At 42.1% G+C, this 20,168-nt stretch carries 15 protein-coding genes and 1 pseudogene; 9 read left to right on the forward strand and 7 right to left on the reverse strand.

Annotated elements, in window-relative coordinates:
* Positions 1 to 80: 80 nt before the first annotated feature.
* Complete coding sequence (locus tag GYM62_RS19190) at positions 81 to 2,612, reverse strand: M14 family metallopeptidase (protein ID WP_219957597.1); 2,532 nt, start codon at positions 2,610 to 2,612, stop codon at positions 81 to 83.
* A gap of 446 nt (positions 2,613 to 3,058) precedes the next feature.
* Between GYM62_RS19190 and GYM62_RS19195 the strand changes: the two genes are divergently transcribed.
* Positions 3,059 to 4,060 (forward strand): IS110 family transposase, encoded by a 1,002-nt coding sequence (locus GYM62_RS19195; RefSeq protein WP_219957598.1) that lies wholly within the window; start codon positions 3,059 to 3,061, stop codon positions 4,058 to 4,060.
* A gap of 130 nt (positions 4,061 to 4,190) precedes the next feature.
* On the opposite strand, the gene uvrA is transcribed toward GYM62_RS19195, so the two are convergent.
* Complete coding sequence (gene uvrA, locus GYM62_RS19200; protein ID WP_219957599.1) at positions 4,191 to 7,007, reverse strand: excinuclease ABC subunit UvrA; 2,817 nt, start codon at positions 7,005 to 7,007, stop codon at positions 4,191 to 4,193.
* A 186-nt stretch (positions 7,008 to 7,193) separates the two neighbouring features.
* On the reverse strand, positions 7,194 to 7,571 hold the full coding sequence (locus tag GYM62_RS19205; RefSeq protein WP_144607448.1) for a GxxExxY protein: 378 nt from the start codon (positions 7,569 to 7,571) through the stop codon (positions 7,194 to 7,196).
* Between the two features lie 543 nt (positions 7,572 to 8,114).
* Between GYM62_RS19205 and pnuC the strand changes: the two genes are divergently transcribed.
* Positions 8,115 to 8,732 (forward strand): nicotinamide riboside transporter PnuC, encoded by a 618-nt coding sequence (gene pnuC, locus GYM62_RS19210; protein WP_144607447.1) that lies wholly within the window; start codon positions 8,115 to 8,117, stop codon positions 8,730 to 8,732.
* Positions 8,719 to 9,240 (forward strand): AAA family ATPase, encoded by a 522-nt coding sequence (locus GYM62_RS19215; RefSeq protein WP_144607446.1) that lies wholly within the window; start codon positions 8,719 to 8,721, stop codon positions 9,238 to 9,240. The genes pnuC and GYM62_RS19215 overlap by 14 nt, the downstream gene beginning before the upstream one ends.
* A 10-nt stretch (positions 9,241 to 9,250) precedes the next feature.
* Here GYM62_RS19215 and GYM62_RS19220 read toward each other — a convergent pair whose 3' ends face one another.
* A complete protein-coding gene (locus GYM62_RS19220; protein ID WP_219957600.1) occupies positions 9,251 to 10,330 on the reverse strand; it encodes a serine hydrolase in 1,080 nt (359 codons plus the stop codon).
* Between the two features lie 143 nt (positions 10,331 to 10,473).
* Here GYM62_RS19220 and GYM62_RS19225 point away from each other — a divergent pair, with 143 nt between their 5' ends.
* A complete protein-coding gene (locus GYM62_RS19225; protein ID WP_219957601.1) occupies positions 10,474 to 11,805 on the forward strand; it encodes an acetylxylan esterase in 1,332 nt (443 codons plus the stop codon).
* A 143-nt stretch (positions 11,806 to 11,948) separates the two neighbouring features.
* Here GYM62_RS19225 and GYM62_RS19230 read toward each other — a convergent pair whose 3' ends face one another.
* Entirely contained in the window at positions 11,949 to 13,490 is a 1,542-nt protein-coding gene (locus GYM62_RS19230; RefSeq protein ID WP_219957602.1) for a M20/M25/M40 family metallo-hydrolase, read from the reverse strand.
* Between the two features lie 222 nt (positions 13,491 to 13,712).
* Here GYM62_RS19230 and GYM62_RS19235 point away from each other — a divergent pair.
* Positions 13,713 to 15,197 (forward strand): annotated as a pseudogene (locus tag GYM62_RS19235) (IS1182 family transposase).
* A gap of 198 nt (positions 15,198 to 15,395) precedes the next feature.
* Here the strand turns inward: GYM62_RS19235 and GYM62_RS19240 are convergent.
* Together GYM62_RS19240 and GYM62_RS21210 are read right to left on the reverse strand one after the other, a co-directional pair.
* Positions 15,396 to 15,626 (reverse strand): hypothetical protein, encoded by a 231-nt coding sequence (locus GYM62_RS19240; protein WP_091651576.1) that lies wholly within the window; start codon positions 15,624 to 15,626, stop codon positions 15,396 to 15,398.
* Between the two features lie 10 nt (positions 15,627 to 15,636).
* The gene (locus GYM62_RS21210) at positions 15,637 to 15,993 is read right to left on the reverse strand and encodes an RDD family protein (protein ID WP_219957603.1); all 357 of its coding nucleotides are present in this window, start codon (positions 15,991 to 15,993) and stop codon (positions 15,637 to 15,639) included.
* Positions 15,994 to 16,199: 206 nt separating this feature from the next.
* Here GYM62_RS21210 and GYM62_RS19250 point away from each other — a divergent pair, with 206 nt between their 5' ends.
* From GYM62_RS19250 to GYM62_RS19265, 4 genes are all read left to right on the forward strand, one after another.
* Positions 16,200 to 17,087 (forward strand): EboA domain-containing protein, encoded by an 888-nt coding sequence (locus GYM62_RS19250; RefSeq protein ID WP_219957604.1) that lies wholly within the window; start codon positions 16,200 to 16,202, stop codon positions 17,085 to 17,087.
* Between the two features lie 33 nt (positions 17,088 to 17,120).
* Positions 17,121 to 18,032 carry a TatD family hydrolase gene (locus GYM62_RS19255; protein ID WP_091651570.1) on the forward strand — a complete coding sequence of 304 codons (912 nt, stop codon included), beginning with the start codon at positions 17,121 to 17,123 and terminating at the stop codon, positions 18,030 to 18,032.
* A 3-nt stretch (positions 18,033 to 18,035) separates the two neighbouring features.
* The gene (eboC, locus tag GYM62_RS19260; RefSeq protein ID WP_219957605.1) at positions 18,036 to 18,950 is read left to right on the forward strand and encodes a UbiA-like protein EboC; all 915 of its coding nucleotides are present in this window, start codon (positions 18,036 to 18,038) and stop codon (positions 18,948 to 18,950) included.
* A gap of 65 nt (positions 18,951 to 19,015) precedes the next feature.
* Complete coding sequence (locus GYM62_RS19265; protein WP_219957606.1) at positions 19,016 to 20,167, forward strand: 3-dehydroquinate synthase; 1,152 nt, start codon at positions 19,016 to 19,018, stop codon at positions 20,165 to 20,167.
* Position 20,168 lies beyond the last annotated feature (1 nt).

A 20,168-nucleotide genomic window follows, 5' to 3' on the forward strand; every position in this document is an offset into this window, starting at 1 on the left:
CCCATTTTAAGGAGTCGGCTTTCAGCTTTCTTACTTTAGCTTTTGATTTCAGCCTTCAGAATTTATATTTCATCCTTTCCCTACTGTCCAACCAAGAAAATTGCATTGCTCAGTACTAATTTTCCGGATTCCCAGAAACCACGGAAAATAGGATTATCCACGAAGTAAACAATCTCTCCACGACCTTGTCTTTCCGAACCGATAGCTAAGGATCCTCCCATTGTGGATTTGATTTTATAGCCTATGTAGCCAGTTCTGTAGGAGTCATTGGAGCTGATTTTCCCTGCATTGACTCCGTCGATCAGGTAGGCAAATTTGCTGGAGTTGTTTTTCAGCGTATAGAATTTACCTTGGGTTCCGTAGCCCAAAGGATGTGTTTCATCCATATCAACTTGGTAAATGGCTCCTGCAGCTCCGCCTGAAATTGCTAAACGTTCTCCCTCCTGATAAGGCTCTAATCGTTCTTTTCTAGCCAAGGTGTCAGCTGTTTTTTCAGCAGATTTTTTCTCCTCATCGGTATCGAAAGTTTTCAGAGAAAAGCCCTCCTTGTTTGCAAAAAGATTTACTGCACCATCAATGGCAATAACCTTTCCACCTGCGCGAACCCATTCCATGACTTTATCCTGAGCTGCTTTATTCAGTCCTCCGCCCCACATGGATGGGAGAATGATTACATCGTATTTGCTTAGGTCATATCTGGCCATGTTGTCCAATTCCAAGTTTGAAAGTGGATAATTCAAGTCCTTTTCGAAGAAATGCCAAAGCTCACCGTAATTCAGAGAAGAAGTTCCAGCTCCTCCCACCAATGCAACTTTTGGGGCCTGGATAATTCGGATATTAGGTGAACCAAAGTCCTTGCCTTCTTCCATGTAACCAGTCATGGTTGTTTCAAGGGAGATACCAAATTGATTGGCAATTTCCGTAACTTTTTTATCGAAGTCAGCGACATATTCATTACCTCCTTTAGTGATTAGCAGAGTGCCGGCTGGGAAGCTTTTCCCTTCTGTTTTGAAAGGGAATTCAGGATATTTTACTCGTATGCCTTCTCTTAAAAGTGCTGCAAGAAAAGCTGCATCTCTTGTTCCTTCCCATTTAGCGATATAAGCTACTGGCGTTTTTCCAGGAATATTTTCCGCAAAACTTACTTTCTCATAAGCTCCGGCTGGGTCAAGTCTGCTTTCTAAAGCGTAGGCTTTCAAATTATAGGCATATGGTAAGGCCCATGAAGTAATATCGTAAGTGATGCTATCATTCAGTTGAGGATTGGGCTCGAAAAAGACCTGTGCCAAAACTGATTTAGGTTGATAGGCCGAGATAACAATGTCTTTATCTGTGGTGCTGAAAGCTGCACTTTTTCCGCTTTGATATTCGAAACCTCTCAAACCTGATTTACTTCCTGCCTTTCCATACCGGATTCCATTTTTATCCAATAGCTCCAATAACTTGGCAATTTGTGCCGGGTTGCTTTCTCCTTTGATAACAAAGCTTTTGTATTTCCCCTTCGGATTGGTTGAGTTCTCTTTGTAAAACTTCGCAAACTGCTCCAGAAGTTTTGATGCATTCTGGCTGGTTACTTCGGCAGCAGACATAGCAGCGGTATAGTGTCCTTCAATTCTGTAACTCAGCGTTACTGTATCTCCTACGGCATTGAAACCGCCTCGGCCAGCCTGACCTCCTCCACCTTGCTCTATGGTCATTCCGATTGCTCCGTTAAACATAGGGTAAGAATCTCCATAAGAAGGATAGAGTAAATCAAATCGCTCTTTGGTAAAATAAAATCTACCCATATCATCGAAATACTTGGCTGTATTTCTTCCAAAAATATCCTGGAACTCATGTTGCCAAGCAGTCAATTGCTCATGTAAAGGTTCAGCGGCAGGAGCCATGTAGAAAGGATTATTGATGCCTTGCTCATGAAAGTCCAAATGCAATTGCGGCATCCACTGCTGATACACTTTTAATCGGGCCTGAGACTCTACTTGCACCTGCCATGCCCAGTCTCTGTTGAGATCAAAAAGGTAATGGTTGGCGCGACCTCCGGGCCAAGGCTCATTGTGCTCCACAGACTGAAGATCGGGCTGGAGGATGGTATTCATCTTTTGGTTGTACCACATGGCATAACGATCACGACCGTCAGGATTGATGGCTGGATCGATGATGATAACCTGATTTTTCAGCCATTCCTGGGATTTTGCATTAGTAGGATTAGCAAGTGTATGAAAAGCTGAAATAGCCGCTTCCATCCCTACAGATTCATTTCCATGCACATTGAAAGACATCCAATTAATTGGGATAGCTGTAGAGGGGGTTCCTTCCATCAAACCTGCTCTTTTGAGGTTGTCGGTCCGGATTTGCTCCAGGTTAGCCATGTTTTCAGGGCTGGAAAGGATAGCCATGATCAGCGGACGCTTTTCATTGGTTTCTCCATATTGGATGAGTTTGACATTAGGATTATTAGCGGCAACGTGTTCGAAGTAGTCCACCATGCGGTGATGAGGAGTGAATCGGTCACCGGGCTTGTAGCCTAGAAACTGCTCAGGTGTTTGGATTTGCGCTTGCGCGAAAGTCCAGCATACCAAGCTGAAAAGGGTGAAGAGTAGTCGTTTTTGCATAAGAGAAAATTTCATTGAATGCCGAATTTAAGGCTTAAAGCCAAAGAGATAAAACCAGCAATGGAAAAGCGAAAAAAAAGCTACTTGGAAAAGTATTCCAAATGGTCAAGTACTATGAAAATCGTAAATTATACTTTCGATTTTCATGGTAAAATGCCTTCATAAAGAAATAAAAAAAGCACATTATCGAATCGACATTGTGCTTTGTGAGTGGGATCTAAGGGTTCCGATAGCTACCTTAGGTTTGTCAGATAGTAAACTAGAAGGATTTGGAGTATAATTGAAGCCCTGTCAGCGACCCAGCGATAGCTTTAGGTGTAAGAGGCCTAACTCGATATTTGGGACTGACAGGATTCAAGAACCAAGACCTGTATAAGATATCAGTCAAACCTGTTAAGGTTATTAGGTAAAGGTTCTTTTTACTTCAATTATCTAATTTCAAAAGTATGCAATTCGAAACAGTTATCGGAATTGACGTTAGCAAATTATCTCTTGATCTTGCCCTGATTAGCCGTGATGGAGAAGTGGAAAGTTTCAAGGTTGAAAACAAACCACTATCCATTAAACGATTCTTTAGAAAGATTTCCAAGACCTTCGACATGAGTAAAGCATTGATATGTGCTGAACATACCGGACACTATGGCTATCCTCTGCGAAAAGTTTGTTTGGAACATAATATAGCACTCTGGCTGGAAGGAGGTGCAGAGATCAAACAGCGGTCAGGAGTCACCCGATATAAAAACGACCGAGTGGATGCCATCCGAATAGCCGATTATGCCAAAAGGCATCAAGACAAAGCCAAAATCCAAACCGTAGAAGACACTACTTTGGAAGCGATTCGTTCCCTATCCAGTGAAAGAGAGTTGTTTATAAAAGAAAGAGCCAAGTACAAAACCCATATTAAAGATCTGAAAGGCTTTATGGATGAAGAGCTTTATAAAGCAAGAAGTAGGAGACTCAAAAAGCAAGTCGAGTCATTGAGCAAACTTATCAAGGATATAGACCAACAAATCAAAACCTTACTTGAAGCCAATGAAACCCTTTCTGAGCAAAAAGCCATATTGACTTCTATTGATGGGATCGGGGAACAAGTAGCTTTACACACCATTATCGCAACTGGAGCATTTACCAAGTTCGGTTCTGGGAGGAAGTTTGCCTGTCATGTGGGAGTTGCTCCGTTTGCCTTCGAATCCGGGACAAGCCAAAAGTCTAGGAGAAAGGTCTCCTACAGAGCCAATATTCATCTCAAGACATTGTTCCATATGGCAGCTCTTTCAGCAGTTAAAATGAAAGGAGAGTTTAGAGACTATTTTGAGCGGAAAGTAGCTGAAGGGAAGAATAAAATGACTGTAATCAATGCGGTGAGAGCAAAACTCATCAACAGGATTTTTGCTCTTATCCGAGACAACAGAAAACATGAAATAAATTATAATTTACCCCTTGCCTAATCCATAAGAATATCGAGGACGAACCCATGACCTTTGCTCTGTCAAAGGATCGCTATAAACTAACTGAGCTAAGATCCCAAATTATTATGCGAGGATAGGAAACCTTCGAGGTTTTTTAAACCTCAAAGGTTTAAGCGAACCCCTCCCTCAAATACTTCGCGGTGTAATTTTCATCTTCTTTCGCCAAATCCTCTGGAGTTCCTGCAAAGGTCAGATGTCCTCCTTTATTCCCTCCTTCTGGGCCCAAATCAATTACCCAATCGGCAGAACGGATGACCTCGGTATTATGCTCAATGATGATCACAGAGTGACCCTGATCGATTAAGGCGTTAATAGAGTGCAAGAGTTTGCTGATATCGTGGAAATGAAGCCCGGTGGTGGGTTCGTCGAAAATGAACAGCACATGATCTCCTGACTTGGTGCCTCCTTTCCCTAAGAATGAGGCTAGTTTCACTCGCTGAGCTTCACCACCAGAAAGGGTGTTGGAGCTTTGGCCCATCCCGATATAGCCCAGGCCGACTTCTTGTAAAGGTTGTAGTCGATTGATGATCTGAGTTTTTCCTTTGAAAAATTCCAAGGCTTCATCGATGGTCATATCCAAGACTTCTGAAATATCCTTGTCTTTGTATTTGACGTCGAGAATCTCATTTTTGAAACGCTTGCCTTTACAGGATTCGCAAGTAAGATGGATGTCCGCCATAAACTGCATCTCTACTGTAGTGACCCCTTCACCTGCACAGTTTTCACATCTTCCTCCGTCCACATTGAAGGAGAAAAATGCCGGTTTGTAGCCCCGTTGCTTAGATATAGGCTGCTCCGAAAATAAGGTTCGGATGGCATCATAGGCCTTGACATAGGTCACTGGGTTGGAGCGGGAGGATTTTCCTATCGGGTTTTGATCCACAAACTCCACTTGGGTGATTTTTTTAAAATCCCCTTCAATCTTGTCGTATTTTCCGCTTTCATCTATGACTGTTCCCAGCATTTTACCCAAAGCTGGATAGAGTACCTTTTTGATCAACGTAGATTTTCCTGAGCCGGAAACCCCCGTGACCACTGTCAGGGTATTCAGCGGAAACTTTACCGTCAGGTTTTTCAGGTTGTTTTCCCGGGCGCCTTTGACGATGATGGAATCTTTCCACTTCCGATTTCCATTTTTCTGAAAGATTTTTTCTTCCCCTCTCAGGTACCGGGCGGTATGAGTTTGACCGGAAGAGATTAATTCTTCGATGGGGCCTTGAAATAACAATTCACCTCCATTGACTCCCGCGTCCGGGCCAATATCTATGATTTGATCCGCGGCTTTCATCACTTTGTCTTCATGCTCCACTACGATCACCGTATTTCCCATATCCCTAAGCGATTTTAAAACCCCAACCAGGCGATCCGTGTCTCGGGGATGAAGTCCAATGCTAGGCTCATCCAAGATATACATGGAACCGACTAAAGCTGAACCCAGTGATGTGGCCAGCTTGATCCGTTGGTATTCCCCACCTGATAGTGTGGAGGTCAGTCGGTTCAATGTCAAATAGCCTAAACCTACCTGATCCATAAACTCCAAGCGGCTTACAATTTCCTTGAGCAGTCTATTCGCAACCTTCGCTTCATGTGGAGCTAATTCCAATTGATTGAAAAATCCTAAAGCCTCGTCAATTGGCATTAATACCAAATCGGTAATGGATTTTTCATTGATTTTCACATAGGATGCATCCTTCCGAAGTCTGGTTCCACGGCATTCAGGACAGGTAGTTCTTCCCCTGAACCTGGAAAGCATCACCCTATATTGGATCTTGTGAGTTTTGGTTTCTAAGTCTTTGAAAAATGCGTCTAAGCCTTTGAAATACTTATTTCCAGTCCATAGCAAAGCCTGCTCTTTTTCGGTCAAGTCCTCAAAGGCTCTATGGATGGGAAAATCAAACTCAATTCCTTTTTTCAAGAGTGGTTCTAACCATGAGCGGGAGGATTCTCCTCTCCAAGGTGCAATAGCTCCTTCGTAAACAGACATGGTTTTATCTGGAATTACGAGGTCCGGATCTATCCCTAATACATTTCCAAAGCCTTCGCAGCGTTTACATGCTCCATAAGGATTATTGAAAGAGAAAAAATTAACAGAAGGCAATTCGAAGCTCATTCCGTCCAATTCGAAGCGGTCTGAAAATGCTTTGGTTTCTTTGCCGGGAATCGTGATTTTACAGTCGCCATGGCCTTCGAAAAGTGCGGTTTGGATGGAGTCTGCAATTCTGAACTGGTTGTCTTCGTCATCCTTTCGCACAGCTGCACGATCTATCAGGATTTCATAATCGCCTTTGGGTACTTTCTTTTCTTCTAAAAGTTCTTCTACAAAATAGGCTTCCCCGTCAATCAGAATTCGGGTATAGCCTTTTTGTAACAAAAGTTCCAACTCTTGCTCAACCTTTCTACCTCTCGCTACTTGCAGAGGGCAGGAGATCATCACTTTCTCTCCCTCCTCGAAGGATAGAATGTAATCTACAATATCAGTGACTGTATGATGTTTGACTTCCTTTCCAGAGATCGGAGAGAAAGTCTTCCCAACTCGCGCAAATAATAATTTAAGGTAATCGTAGATTTCAGTGGTTGTCCCTACAGTGGAGCGAGGGTTTTTGGTACTTACTTTTTGTTGTATTGCAATGGCCGGAGCTACACCTTTTATGTATTCTACTTCCGGTTTTTCCATTCTGCCCAAAAACTGCCTTGCATAAGAGCTCAAACTCTCTACATACATGCGTTGGCCTTCGGCAAAAAGAGTGTCAAAGGCGAGAGAGGATTTACCGGAGCCCGAAAGGCCGGTAACGACAACAAATTTATTTCTGGGGATGGCTACGCTCAGGTTTTTTAGATTATTGACCCTCGCGTTTTTGATAATGATGTATTCTTTGGGATCGAGTGAATCGATGTCTTTTTTCTCAGTCAAGGTGCTCAAAGTCATAGGGGACAAAGTTAATCATCTAACCCTAGAAGTCATGGGAAAGTTTATTTCATTGCAATGAGGGCTTAACATACCAAACGTAAGTAAGACTGTCTTAAAATTTCACATAGCGCCGCATCTGTGTAATTTTTTTTACCTAGATATTTAAAATTTTCACCGCTGAGGCGCAAAAAGCGCAGAGAAAACTTACAAGTTATTTACAACTCGCTTAATCCCATCAGTTAATCTCACAACATTAAAATTCAATAATAATCCTAATTTCAGATTGGAAAGTTTTAAATATGTCAATACTTGAGCTAAATGGATCGGATTAAATTCTTCGATAGATTTCATTTCTACAATCACTTTTTCTTCCACAAGAAGGTCAATTCTATATCCTGTATCAAGTTTCATTTCTTTATAAGTAACTGGCAATAAAACCTGCCGTCGAAAAAATAAACCCTGATCCTCAAGCTCAAATGCAAGACATGCCTCATAACTGCTCTCTAAAAGACCTGGTCCTAATTGTTTATGCACATTGATTGCAGCTCCAATTATCTTAGAAGAAATTTCATTTTCTGTCATTGCTAAAAAAAATTTTGATTAATTAACTATATTTTATTTATAAAATCAACTAAACCTATTTAATACCTGCGATCTTCTTTGCGATCCCTGCGCCTTTGCGGTTTAAAAATGGATTTTCTACCGGCCTATGCTTTTATCACCGGTAAAGAAGGTAGGAGAAGGGGCTTCGTGACTTTATGGGGGATAACTTTTTGGAGAATACCAAAATCTGGAAAATAGATTTTAAATTAAGCTCCACTTTAGTAGCACTGAACATTTAATAAAATATATAATCGAAAGATCCTAATACCTCAAAAATGTCGTTTAACAGGTGTTCTAACTTACACATAATTACACCTTATCTTTTGTCGTCTCTTTTCACTTCACACAAAGATTGCCTCTTGAAAGGTTGAGCACTCACTTTAAAAGCAGTAGGATATCTTGAATTGTTGAAAAACTCAAGATATGGTTGCTTTGGGATTATAAGATTTTAAATATCCATGAAAGGATATTTTGCCCCTCGCAGAGTCGAGGTACTTCCAACTTTTTCCCTTATTTCGTGGCATGGATATTCAGTTTTTGGTGGATGGATTTGCGGAAGGTTTGAAGGCCATGACTTGGCTCGAAGCTATAGCCGTATTTTTTGGAATCGCTTCCGTGTTTTACTCCATGCGCGAGCATATCTGGGTTTATCCCACTGGGATCATTTCTACCCTGATTTATGTATGGATTTGTTTCCAATATAAGCTCTATGCAGATATGGGGATCAATGCCTATTATTTCAGCATGTCCATTTACGGCTGGTATGTCTGGACGCATCCAAAACCTAATCAAGCTGTTGTGCCCGTCACTTGGCTTAAGCCTAAAGGTTGGATTATTTCCGGCTTTATATTTTTAGCTTCTTACGGAATCCTTTCCTTTGTATTGACTCAATTTACAGATTCTGATGTTCCATATTGGGATTCATTTACCACATCTTCTGCATTTGTAGGCATGTGGTTGATGGCCAAAAAGAAAGTTGAAAATTGGATTTGTTGGATTATTACTGATTTAGTCTCAGTTCCTTTGTACTTTTACAAAGGGTTGATTTTAACTTCTTTTCAATTTCTATTTTTCACAGTCCTAGCATTTATGGGCTTATTTGCCTGGATAAAATCTGCAAAAAATTATGCAAAATCCTAAAAGGATCTTGATTTTGGGCCCTGAATCTACGGGCAAAAGTACTTTAGCATCGGATTTGGCTGTTCATTACGATGAACCTTGGGTTCCGGAGTTTGCTAGAGAATACCTAGAAATGCTGGACCGTAATTATTCTTATTCCGACCTTTTGAAAATCGCCAAAGGTCAGATGGCTTTGGAAGATGAGAAATTTCAACAGGCACGGAAGTTACTTTTTTGTGATACTGATCTTAGGGTGATTCATGTTTGGTCTCAGCACAAGTTTGGTAAAGTGCATGATTGGGTGACTCAGGAAATAGGAAGGAGAGCTTACGATTTAATTCTATTGACGGATATTGACTTACCTTGGGAGCCAGATCCTCAAAGAGAGCATCCAGAGCCGGAAATGAGGCAGTTTTTTATGGATTGGTATGAGCATCTTGCTATAGAAAGCAAGTTTCCATGGGAAAAAATCAATGGTGATCCCAAAACAAGGTTAAATAGAGCTATCGAATTAATTGAGTCTCTGTAAACTTCTTTCGTCATTTTCTACCAAAAGATAGTGTAGCCGCTTCTACCAAACGCATCATGGCAGGATGGACATTATTATTTAAAATAATGATGGTTTTATTTTCTTCGATAAATCGAACAATGATGGTCTGATAGCCCGGATTGTCACCATTGTGCTTGACCATTTTACCAAATGGACTTTTGGGCTCTAAATCCCATCCAAAACCATAATAACTTCTGGTGCCGTCCTTGAGTCGATATGGGCTAAATGCCTCCTCTAGAGTTTTGGGGGAAATTAGTTTGTTGGTATACAAAGCCTGATCCCATTTCAAAAGATCCTGGGCAGTGGAACTCACTCTCCCAGGTCCTTTTCTATTTCCTAGCCATAAAGTATAATCCGATGCTCGAAATCGGTTGGCATTCACATAATTTCCATTCTCATCCTTTAAGTGGCCTGCAGCAAAATTGCGGACTTTGGATTTTTCATCTAAACTTCTGATTGCTGTATTTTTCATGCCCAATGGCTCGAAAATCCATTCTTTGGACAGAACCACAAAGTCCTTCCCGCTTACTTTTTCTACAATACTACCCAATAGTACATAGCCTGTGTTGCTATACTCATATCGTTCCCCTGGTTTAAAAAGAATAGGAGGGGCATAGATTCTTAAATACTCCAAAATATCAGGGTTGCCGGCAACTTTACTTTTATCCCAGTGCTCATCCATGATGGCCTGGTAGTCTGGGAGTCCTGAAGTGTGAGTTAATAAATGACGGATGCTGATGCCTTTATATGGGATTTCCAAATAATCCGAAACAGGATCATCAAAATCCAAAAGGCCTTTTTCCTTACATAGCATGATCATCATAGCTGTAAATTGCTTGGAAACGGAGGCCATTTCGAAGATGTCATCTTTTTGTAAAGGAGTGTTTGACTCATAGGACCTCATTCCACTCGCTTTTTCAAAAAGTATTTTTCCTTGGTCAGCTACCAGGACCACTCCGGAAAAGCCTTCATTACTTGCCCTGATAAATGCCTCTTCTAGTAATTTTTGTTGAGCGATCCCTTGCGAGGAGATAAAGAATAGTAGCAGAAAGACTTTAACAAGCTTCATAAGCTAATCAGATTTGTATTTACTTCAAGATAGCTAAGTCGCATTGCCTTTCAAAGCTTTAAAATTCATTGATTTCCCATTGATAAAATCTTTTGAGAATAAATTCTGAAAAGCTTTAGATTATAGGTGTAATGCTTAAACTTATGCCTAGATATTTCCTGATTTCAGAAATCATTCTTGCTTTTATAAATCAAGTTGAAGCCCAAACTTCTCAAACTGAAAGGGATTCAATTGCCAAGTTAAGCCATGCTGATCATCAACTGATGCTTCAAAAGTTAGGAATTGAAAGTCTCCGCCCAGGACCTTCAGGAAACCCCTCTGCTCCGAATGCTGCAAATTCAGACGAAAGTAAAGCCAAACAGTACAAGGAGGTTCCCGATCCTTTGGTTTTTGAAAATGGCTCTTCTGTCCAAAGTTTGGAGGATTGGGAGAGAAGAAAAAAGGAGCTTTACGGTTTATTCGACTTGGAAATGTACGGGAAAACTCCAGCCAACTTACTAAAGGTAAATTGGATAATTGTGGAGGAGAAGGATAGTCTTATTGGAAAGCAAGAATTCAGATATAGAAAGTTGAAAGGAAAGGTGGACAACTCTTTCTATCCTGCAATTGAAGTGGAAATAGATTTTGAATACGGGGTGCCCAAGAATACCGAGGAGGGAGTGCCATTGGTGATGGAGTTTGGTTGGAACTGGCCTGCAGGGATGAGGAGACCGGCTCAACAAGGTCCCAGCTGGCAGGAGCACCTCTTGCAAGAAGGTTGGGCTTTCGGAGTAATTATTCCCACCAGCTACCAAGCTGATCATGGCGCAGGTTTAAGAGCTGGAATTATTGGCTTGGTGAATGAGGGGCAACCTAGGAAGTTGGATGATTGGGGTACACTCAAGGCTTGGGCTTGGGGTGCAAGTAAAGCTTTAGACTTTTTGGAATCTGATGATTTAATCAATCAGGAAAAGATTGCAATTGAGGGCTTATCCAGGTATGGAAAAGCGGCATTGGTAGCCTTGGCCTATGAGCCACGATTTTCACTCGGCCTGATTGGAAGTTCAGGTGCTGGAGGAGCAAAATTACTCAGGAGAATTTTTGGGGAGCAAATAGAAAATCTTGCGAGTTCAGCCGAATATCATTGGTTTGCTCCCAATTTTATCAAATATGCAGGTCCATTGAATCAGAATGATTTACCTATAGACGCGCATGAATTGATTGCCCTTTGTGCCCCGAGACCATTTTTTATCTCAGTGGGTTCACCAGAGGTGGAGGGGCAATGGATTGATGCAAAAGGGATGTTTGAGGCTGGCGTTTTAGCAAGCCCTGTATATCAATTTTTGGGTATGAAGGGACTGCCCACATCTGAGTTTCCGCCTCTTGGAACATTCCTTAAGTCAGGTGAAATAGCATTTCGTCAACATGAAGGAGGGCATACTGTGGGACCGAACTGGCCTTACTTTATCGAGTGGGCCAAAAAGTATTGGGAATAAAAAATAGGCTGTCTCATTATTAGCTCTATTGTCAGCCTGATCGGAGTCGAAGGCCATTTCTATCGTTTTGGCTTACATTTCGACTTCGCTCAATGTGACAAATTGCACTTTTGAGACAGCCTCTTTTAATAGATTGAAAAAAATTAATCCATTCCTCCCTTTCTGGTAGGAGATCTCATAGATGGCCATTCTGTGGGCTCACCATTTCTACCAAGTGGAATTCTTCTTTCGCGGGATACCATATCTGGTTCTTCGCAAGCCATATAAACCATGATGGCGGCCATAATCACATTGTTTTGCACATCGTCAAAAACAATCTTGTCATAGGTGTCCAAATTAGTATGCCAGGTGTAGTTATAATATGACCAGCTTAGTGAACTCAATGAAAAGGCAGGAACTCCTGCAGCTACAAAGGATGCATAGTCAGATCCACCGCCACCTGGATTTCCAGGGAAAGTGGTTTCCACATCTCTAGTGATTTCTTTAGGCACTTTATTCATCCAGCGACCCAAGTATTCGTAACTATCTACAAAGCCTTGACCTGATACATTGGCTACTCTTCCGGTTCCGTTATCCTGGTTGAACAATGCCTGAATCTTATCCATCATTTCAGGATGATCCTCTACAAATGCTCTTGAACCATTCAAGCCTTGTTCTTCTGAACCCCAATGTCCCACCAGAATAGTTCTTTTTGGGTTTGGATAAACTTGCTTCAACACTCTCATAACTTCCATCATCATGATAGTACCGGTTCCGTTATCTGTTGCTCCGGTTCCTCCATCCCAAGAATCGAAATGCGCGGATAGCATTACGTATTCATCTGGCTTTTCACTTCCTTTGATTTCGGCAATGGTATTGAATGTAGGAACTACGCCGGTTTCTTTGGACTGTGCGTTGATATGAATTTTTGGTTTTTTGCCACTTTCAGCAAGTCGATATAGCATTCCATAATCTTCCAATGAAACATCAACTGTTGGCACTTTTTTGGTGTAGGCAGAGAAGATTTTATTCGCTCCGAAACCCTGAGACCAATAGGAAGTGATAATACCTAACGCTCCAGCATCTTCCAAAGCTTGAGGTAGTTCCCTTCTTCCCTGTCCGGTTTTTTGAAGTCTTTCGTTCCAAGCCCTGTTAAGCTCAGTTCGTTCTTCTTTCATTTTCTCAAAAGATTCTTCCGTTGCCCATTCTTCCCAGTTATAATCCGGTCTACCGGTGATCTGCGGGGCTGAAATCATCACATATTTTCCTTTAACAGAAGGAAGCCAAGCTTTGAATGCAGCTTCGTCTGCTAAATCAGGGATGATAACCACTTCTCCCATAGCACCACCTTTAGGGGATGCAGGAGACCAGGCTAATTGCATTCCCGAAAGGGACTTCACCCAAGGTTCCATCATATCGATATGGGTAATCCCTCTTTCCCATCCTCTCCATTCGCCCCATTGCTCATTGCGGGCTTCTATGCCCCAGGATTGATATTTTTTTACTGCCCAGTCATGAGCTTTCTGCATTTGTGGAGAACCTACCAAACGAGGTCCAATTCCGTCCATCAGTTCATGACCGATTGATTTAAGCTGGGAGTTGTCCCGGGCTTCTTTGATAATATTATCAATAACTTGATCTTGGGCCTTTGCCTGTATGCCAAAAAGTAGCATCAGACCCATGCCAAAAAGGTATCGTTTTTTCATAGGTGTTTTGTTTAGGTTCTAAAAGTATAGGAAGTAGCCGAAAAATTCGAACCGCTGGTGGAATGTAAATTCAAAAAAATGAGGCTGTCTCAAAAGTAGATAGTTTAATAGGCTAGCTGATTTCTCGGCTAGCCTTTCTTGTTTAACTCAAAATAGGTATTTTGAGGTGTGCAAAAACAAGACACGAATATAGTCTTTAAAGACTATTCTCCCAACCAGCTGATGCTTCTTCCTCCGAGTTTGGAAGAATTAATTCCAGCCCATCATCCAGCCCGAACCGTTAATTCGGTGATGGATCAGATCGATCTTTCCTCGGTGTATGCCTATTATTGGCAAAACGGTGCCAGCAGCTACCATCCCCGGATGCTGCTGAAGATTTTGGTTTATGGCTATCTTGAAAATTGCTTTTCGTCCCGTAAGCTGGAGAAGGCTACCCGGGAAAACATCGTGTACATGTGGCTTTCGGGGATGCAGCGTCCCGACCACCACACGATCAACCGCTTTCGTTCCGAACGGCTCAAGCCGGTGATCGGCGATATATTCTCCAAAGTGGTACTGCTGCTTCATCAAGAAGGCCTTCTGGATATCAAGGAGGTCTATACCGACGGTACCAAGATAGAGGCCAATGCCAACCGTTACACGTTTGTCTGGGGTAAGGCGATCAAAGAACAAGGAGCGGATCAGCAAACAGCTCCAGGAACTCTGGGAATACGCAGGTTCGGTAGCCGCCCGGGAGCTGGGAGCCGAAGAGCCCGACTTTATCAACCCCAGTCCGGAGAAAGTGTCTCAGACCGTGGACAAGATCAACCGGGCCCTGCAGGACAAGCCTGTGGACAAAAAAGTGAAGCAGAAACTAAACTACGCCAAAAAGCACTGGCCGGCCAAACTGGAAGAATATGACCAAAAAGAACAGATCCTGGCAGGACGCAACAGCTACTCCAAAACCGATCCCGATGCCACCTTCATGCGGATGAAGGAAGACCACATGAAAAACGGACAGCTCAAGCCCGCCTACAACCTTCAGCTCAGTACCCACGGACAGTTTGTGGTCAACTACTCCCTGCATCCCAATCCCACCGATACGCTGACCCTCAAACCTCATCTGGAAAAATACTGTCAGCTCTACGGTTTCTATCCCTCCAGCTACACAGCCGATGCGGGATACGGCAGTGAGGAAAACTACTGCTTCCTGGAGGAAAACCAGATCGAAGCCTTCGTCAAGTACAACTAGTTCCACAAAGAACTTCAACAGGAATGCATAGCCAAGAATGTCTAGGGACTTCTCGACGACGTGCATTTGGAGCGGCAAAACGACAGCTACATCTGCCCCATGGGTCAGCCCATGGAAAAGTGCGGGAAAAGCACCCCAAAACATCATCAACCGGATTCGTTCAACACTATCGCCACTATCAGGCTAAAAACTGTTCCGGCTGTCCACTCTCCGCAGCTTGCCATCCCGGGGAGGGAAACAAAGTCATCAAGGTCAACACAAGACTCCAGCAACAGAAAGCCAAAGCAAAGGAACGGCTAACCTCAGAGCGAGGTATTCAGAAAAGAAAGCAACGGGCCATCGATGTCGAACCGGTCTTCGGACACTTCAAATACAACAAGGGCAGAAGCCGTTTCATGCTCCGCGGTAGCGCAAAAGTGGCCGTTGAAACAGGCCTTCTGGCCATTGCCCACAACCTGGCCAAAAAGGCGGGATGAACAGCCTTAAATGTCCATTTTTTCATCCCAAAACAAAGACAAAAGCAAGTGGAGCACAGTATCCATCCATGACCCTAAAAAACAACTCATGTGAACCCCGGTCAAAAAAATAGAGGCCGAAAATCAAAAATCGGCCTCTATTGCGCAAAATCGAATATCTCTAAATGTGAAAACTATTTATGAGACAGCCTCATAAATTTATTTTCCTTCAGGCTTATAAATTGCCCCTGTGGCAAAATCTACGATGGCTCCTGGCCAGAATAAAACAATGTCAGCGATCAAAGCAGCCACTCGAACTTTTCTTTGAGGTTCACCCGGCGCAGGCTTGGTTCTTTGATATTCTGAAACTGGTCCACCAAAAATTGTGGCACAACTTGACATAGAAACAACTAGTAGTCCAATGCTAAGGGATTTTAAAACTTTTTTCATAAGAATGGATTTAGTTAGGTTTTATTAAAATTGTTTTTGAAAAATGATCATGTAAACCCTTCCCAGACATAAAGTAGCTTATAAAATAGAAAGGTATTATTCTGGAAACAGTTCGGATTAATATCTGAACAAGGCTTGGCTTATTGTGATGATGGTAGTCAACTACCTTGGTTCCGGTAATTTTTTTTCCAACCGTTTGTTGAAAGAGTGCCTCGCAAACAAAATAGTATAGGAAATAAACCAGTATCAATACATATCTCTGATTTTGAAGTACTTCTGCTCCAAAAACAAATGTTGACCCAACAAGCAATAAAAAATAGGCTGTGGAGTCAATAATAAAATTTAAAAGTCGTGCTGTCCAATTCATAAAATACCTCGTAAAAATATAAAAAATTATCGTATTCAAATAGGATTATTAGTTCTCTGAACTAATAAACTGAATGTCACATGGAAAATTTCACAGTTATTTATTTTTGATAAAAAAAATCCAAAATGCCCCCACTCCTCCCAAAATTGATGGAATTTAATTTTTGATTGAGTTTATTTACAGGCGTAGAGCAATCTCAATTGACAATGACCCAAACTGAAAATTTTCCTGCATTCTTAATGACTCTTTTGCAACAACAAGCCGATGAAAAATCCATTGCTTGGCTGAATCAAAAAGTAGAAAAATTTAAAGAATCAGGCTCCAAGACAGGCTTTTTTCTGGCTTTTAGTCAGGCTTCACGTCATTTCAGTAAAGATCTTTTACAGATTTCAGAGCAAAAGGCCCAAGAAGCAGAAAAGCTTAGCAAAGGCTTTGAACCCTCTTTTTGGAACGTCCTGCAAACAGCCCGTACCTATTTGCTGCTTCATTATCCTCAGCAAAAGCAAGTTTGGTTTGATGCAATAAATCAGCTCTTTGAAACAGCCGATATGCATGAGCATCAGGCATTATTTGCAGCTCTTCCTCTTATGCCCTTTCAGGAAGATTTGCTTCCTCGTGCTATTGATGGTTGTAGGACAAACGTCGCTTTAATATTTGATGCTATTGCATTAAACAATCCATACCCTTCCACTTATTTTCCGGAGGCCAACTGGAATCAGATGGTTCTGAAAGCCGTCTTTATGCAGAGACCTCTATATCGGATTCAAAATCAGGATAGTAGAAGAAATCCTGCATTGGCAGAAATTGCTTCTGATTTTGCCCATGAAAGATGGGCAGCAGGAAGGAACGTAATGCCGGAGCTATGGCGTTTGGTTTCTCCGTTTTTAAATGATGAATTCTTCAAAGACCTCAAAAAGGTGATGAGCTCGGCAGATGAGTTGGAGAAAAAAGGAGGGGCTTTGGCCTTGTATCAAAGTGATTTTCCTCCCGGGAAGGGGCTTTTGGCAGATTTCCCTAACTTGATTCATGGAATTGAGTCCAAATTCATCACCTGGGAAAGCATTGGTCAGGAGTACCAACAAACTCGTCTTTAATTATTGCAAAGAATTACTTAACCATAGAAAATCATGTCCATGTATATAGATCCCCATATTCATTTGGTTTCCAGAACTACCGATGATTACGAAGCCATGCAAAAAGCCGGGATTGTGGCTACTATTGAACCCGCATTTTGGCTCGGACAGCCCCGAACAGAAGTGGGTAGCTTCAAGGATTATTTCAGCACTTTGGTAGGTTGGGAGCGTTTTCGAGCCAGTCAATTCGGTATTGTCCACTACTGCACCATGGGTCTGAATTCCAAAGAAGCCAATAATATTCCTTTGGCGGAACAGGTCATGGAATTGCTGCCTTTGTATGTGGGAAAAGAAGGCGTAGTGGCAATAGGAGAAATTGGCTATGATGATCAAACGGAGGCTGAGGATAGGTTTTATCGGGAACAATTGGAATTGGCTAAGGAAGTGGACCTACCCGTACTGATTCATACCCCACATAGAGATAAGAAAAAGGGAACTTACCGCTCCATGGATGTGGCAGAGGAGCATGGCATGGATCCGGGCTGGGTCATTGTAGATCACAACAATGAGGAAACAGTCAAAGAGGTTTTGGATAGAGGTTATTGGGCTGGATTCACGATTTACCCGCATACCAAAATGGGTTCCGAACGAATGGTAGAAATTGTCAAGCAATATGGCCCTGAGCGAATCATAGTGAACTCGGCAGCTGACTGGGGGATATCTGACCCTTTGGCTGTACCAAAGACAGCCGACCTTATGAGAAAAATGGGCATACCTGAAGAGCACGTGCAGATGGTTACTTACAAAAATGCCTTGGCTGCATTTTCACTTTCTGGCCAAATGGATGAAAAAGACTGGTTGAATGCGCCTCCAATCGATCAGACCAAAAAAATGGGAGGGAACTCTGTGCTTAGAGGTGGGCAGGTACCTAGAGTCGAAGGACCTTCTGATCGCGTGGAAAATTAATCTATGAGTAAGGGCAGCCTATTTGCATACCTTCAGTTAACCCGCCCAGCTAATGTGGTAACTGCTATTGCTGATATTTGGGCAGGTTTTGCCATAGCCGGAGCTTGGACTTTCATGCAGGTAGACTGGAGTCAGGGAGCTGGAGATTTTTGGCAAAATTTGCTTTGGCTTTCGATCAGTACAATAGGTTTATATGGGGGAGGAGTAGCTTTTAATGACATAGCAGACGCCGATTTGGATTCGGTGGAGAGACCCGAAAGACCTATTCCTAGCGGAAGGGCTTCCAAAAAGAACGCAATTCTTATGGCTTCCTGCTTACTTTTGGGAGGTATTTTCTTTGCTTTTTTGGTCAACATTTTCGCAGGCTTTTTGGCAATTGCAATAGCTATTTGCGCTTTACTATATGATTTTTGGGGGAAGCATCAGCAACTCTTTGGACCCATCAATATGGGACTTTGCAGGACTGGAAATCTACTGCTTGGTGTAGCTGTTGCTCCGGAGGTTTTGCAAAAACTCTGGCCAATTGGTGTTTTGCCCTTGATTTATGTAGCAGCCATTACTATGGTGAGTCGTGGAGAAGTGCATGGAAAAAATAAAAAAGCGCTATTTGGTGGTTTTGGGTTGTATATATTGGTTATTTCTGGGATTACTTTTCTGGCGAAAGTCCAAAAACCTGATTCATGGGAAGTCTTTCCCTTTTTGATTTTATTAGCCTTTATGATATTTCCTCCTTTGACTAGAGCTATTCAAAAACAGGAACCTGCCTTAATCGGAAAATCTGTCAAAGCAGCAGTAATATCTTTGATCATAGTCAATGCTTCATTAGCTGCAGCCTTTGAAGGATGGATAATCGGTGCTATAGTTTTATTGCTTCTGCCGATTTCTTTATGGTTGGCTAAGAAGTTTGCCGTGACTTGATTTACTTTAGGATTGGTTTTCAAATCATTTGAGAACTTTCAGCCCTAATAACCTATTATCCTTGTATGAATACCATTTTAAAGCAGCGGTTTTCAGTTTCTTTTGAGTATCCGGTCTGTTTTTCCGAAGATATTTTCAATCAAGAAAATAAGCTCTTTGCTTCCCTTTTTGAAAAGGGTAGAAAGTGTAAGACTTTTTTCATCATTGACAGTGGAGTTGCGCAGCACCACAAATCCCTTTCCGATAAAATTCAACAGTATTCCGAATCAAATTCGGACTCATTCTTTTTATGTGCGGATCCCTTGATAGTTCCTGGCGGGGAGGCCTGTAAAAATGATGCGAGTTTCTATCAGAAAGTAGTTGAGGCCACCCATATTCATGGAATTGACAGACATTCTTACATAGTAGCCATAGGAGGAGGAGCCGTTTTGGATATGGTAGGTTTCGCAGCGGCAATTTCTCATAGAGGGATAAGATTGATCCGGGTACCGACCACAGTTCTATCCCAAAACGATTCCGGTGTGGGAGTGAAAAATTCTGTTAACTCATTTGGGAAGAAAAACTATTTGGGAACCTTCACCACTCCAGTTGCTGTCATCAATGATTTTAATTTTTTGGAGACCTTAGATGATAGAGATTGGAGAGGTGGAATTTCTGAGGCTATCAAAGTTGCCTTGATTAAAGATTTCTCCTTTTTTGAGTGGCTGGAACAGCACGCTGCTCAATTAGCGTCCCGCTCGCTGGAGCCAATGAAAGAACAGATTATGAGATGTGCTCAAATGCACATGGATCATATAGCTGGGAAAGATCCTTTTGAAATGGGTTCCTCAAGACCTTTGGACTTTGGACATTGGGCGGCCCATAAACTGGAGCATCTAAGCAGCTATAGAGTTAGACATGGCGAGGCAGTAGCCATAGGAATTGCTTTGGATTCCACATATTCTTACTTGAAAGGCTGGATAGCCAAAGAAGATCTGGATAGAGTAATTGTATTGCTACAAAATCTCGGATTTTCATTGTACGAGCCGGAATTATCCGGTGAAAATTTAATCAAAGGTTTGAGAGAATTTCAGGAACATTTGGGAGGCCAACTAACCATTATGCTTTTGGAGCGATTGGGTAAAGGAGTGGAAGTTCATGAAATGGATCATGCTATGATTGAAGAGGCAGTAAAAATGCTAAAAGATTGGAATCAAGAAGCTATAAGCAAATCCTAGA

It is taken from the genome of Algoriphagus sp. NBT04N3, assembly GCF_019443765.1.
In the GTDB taxonomy this organism is placed as follows: Bacteria; Bacteroidota; Bacteroidia; order Cytophagales; family Cyclobacteriaceae; genus Algoriphagus; species Algoriphagus ornithinivorans.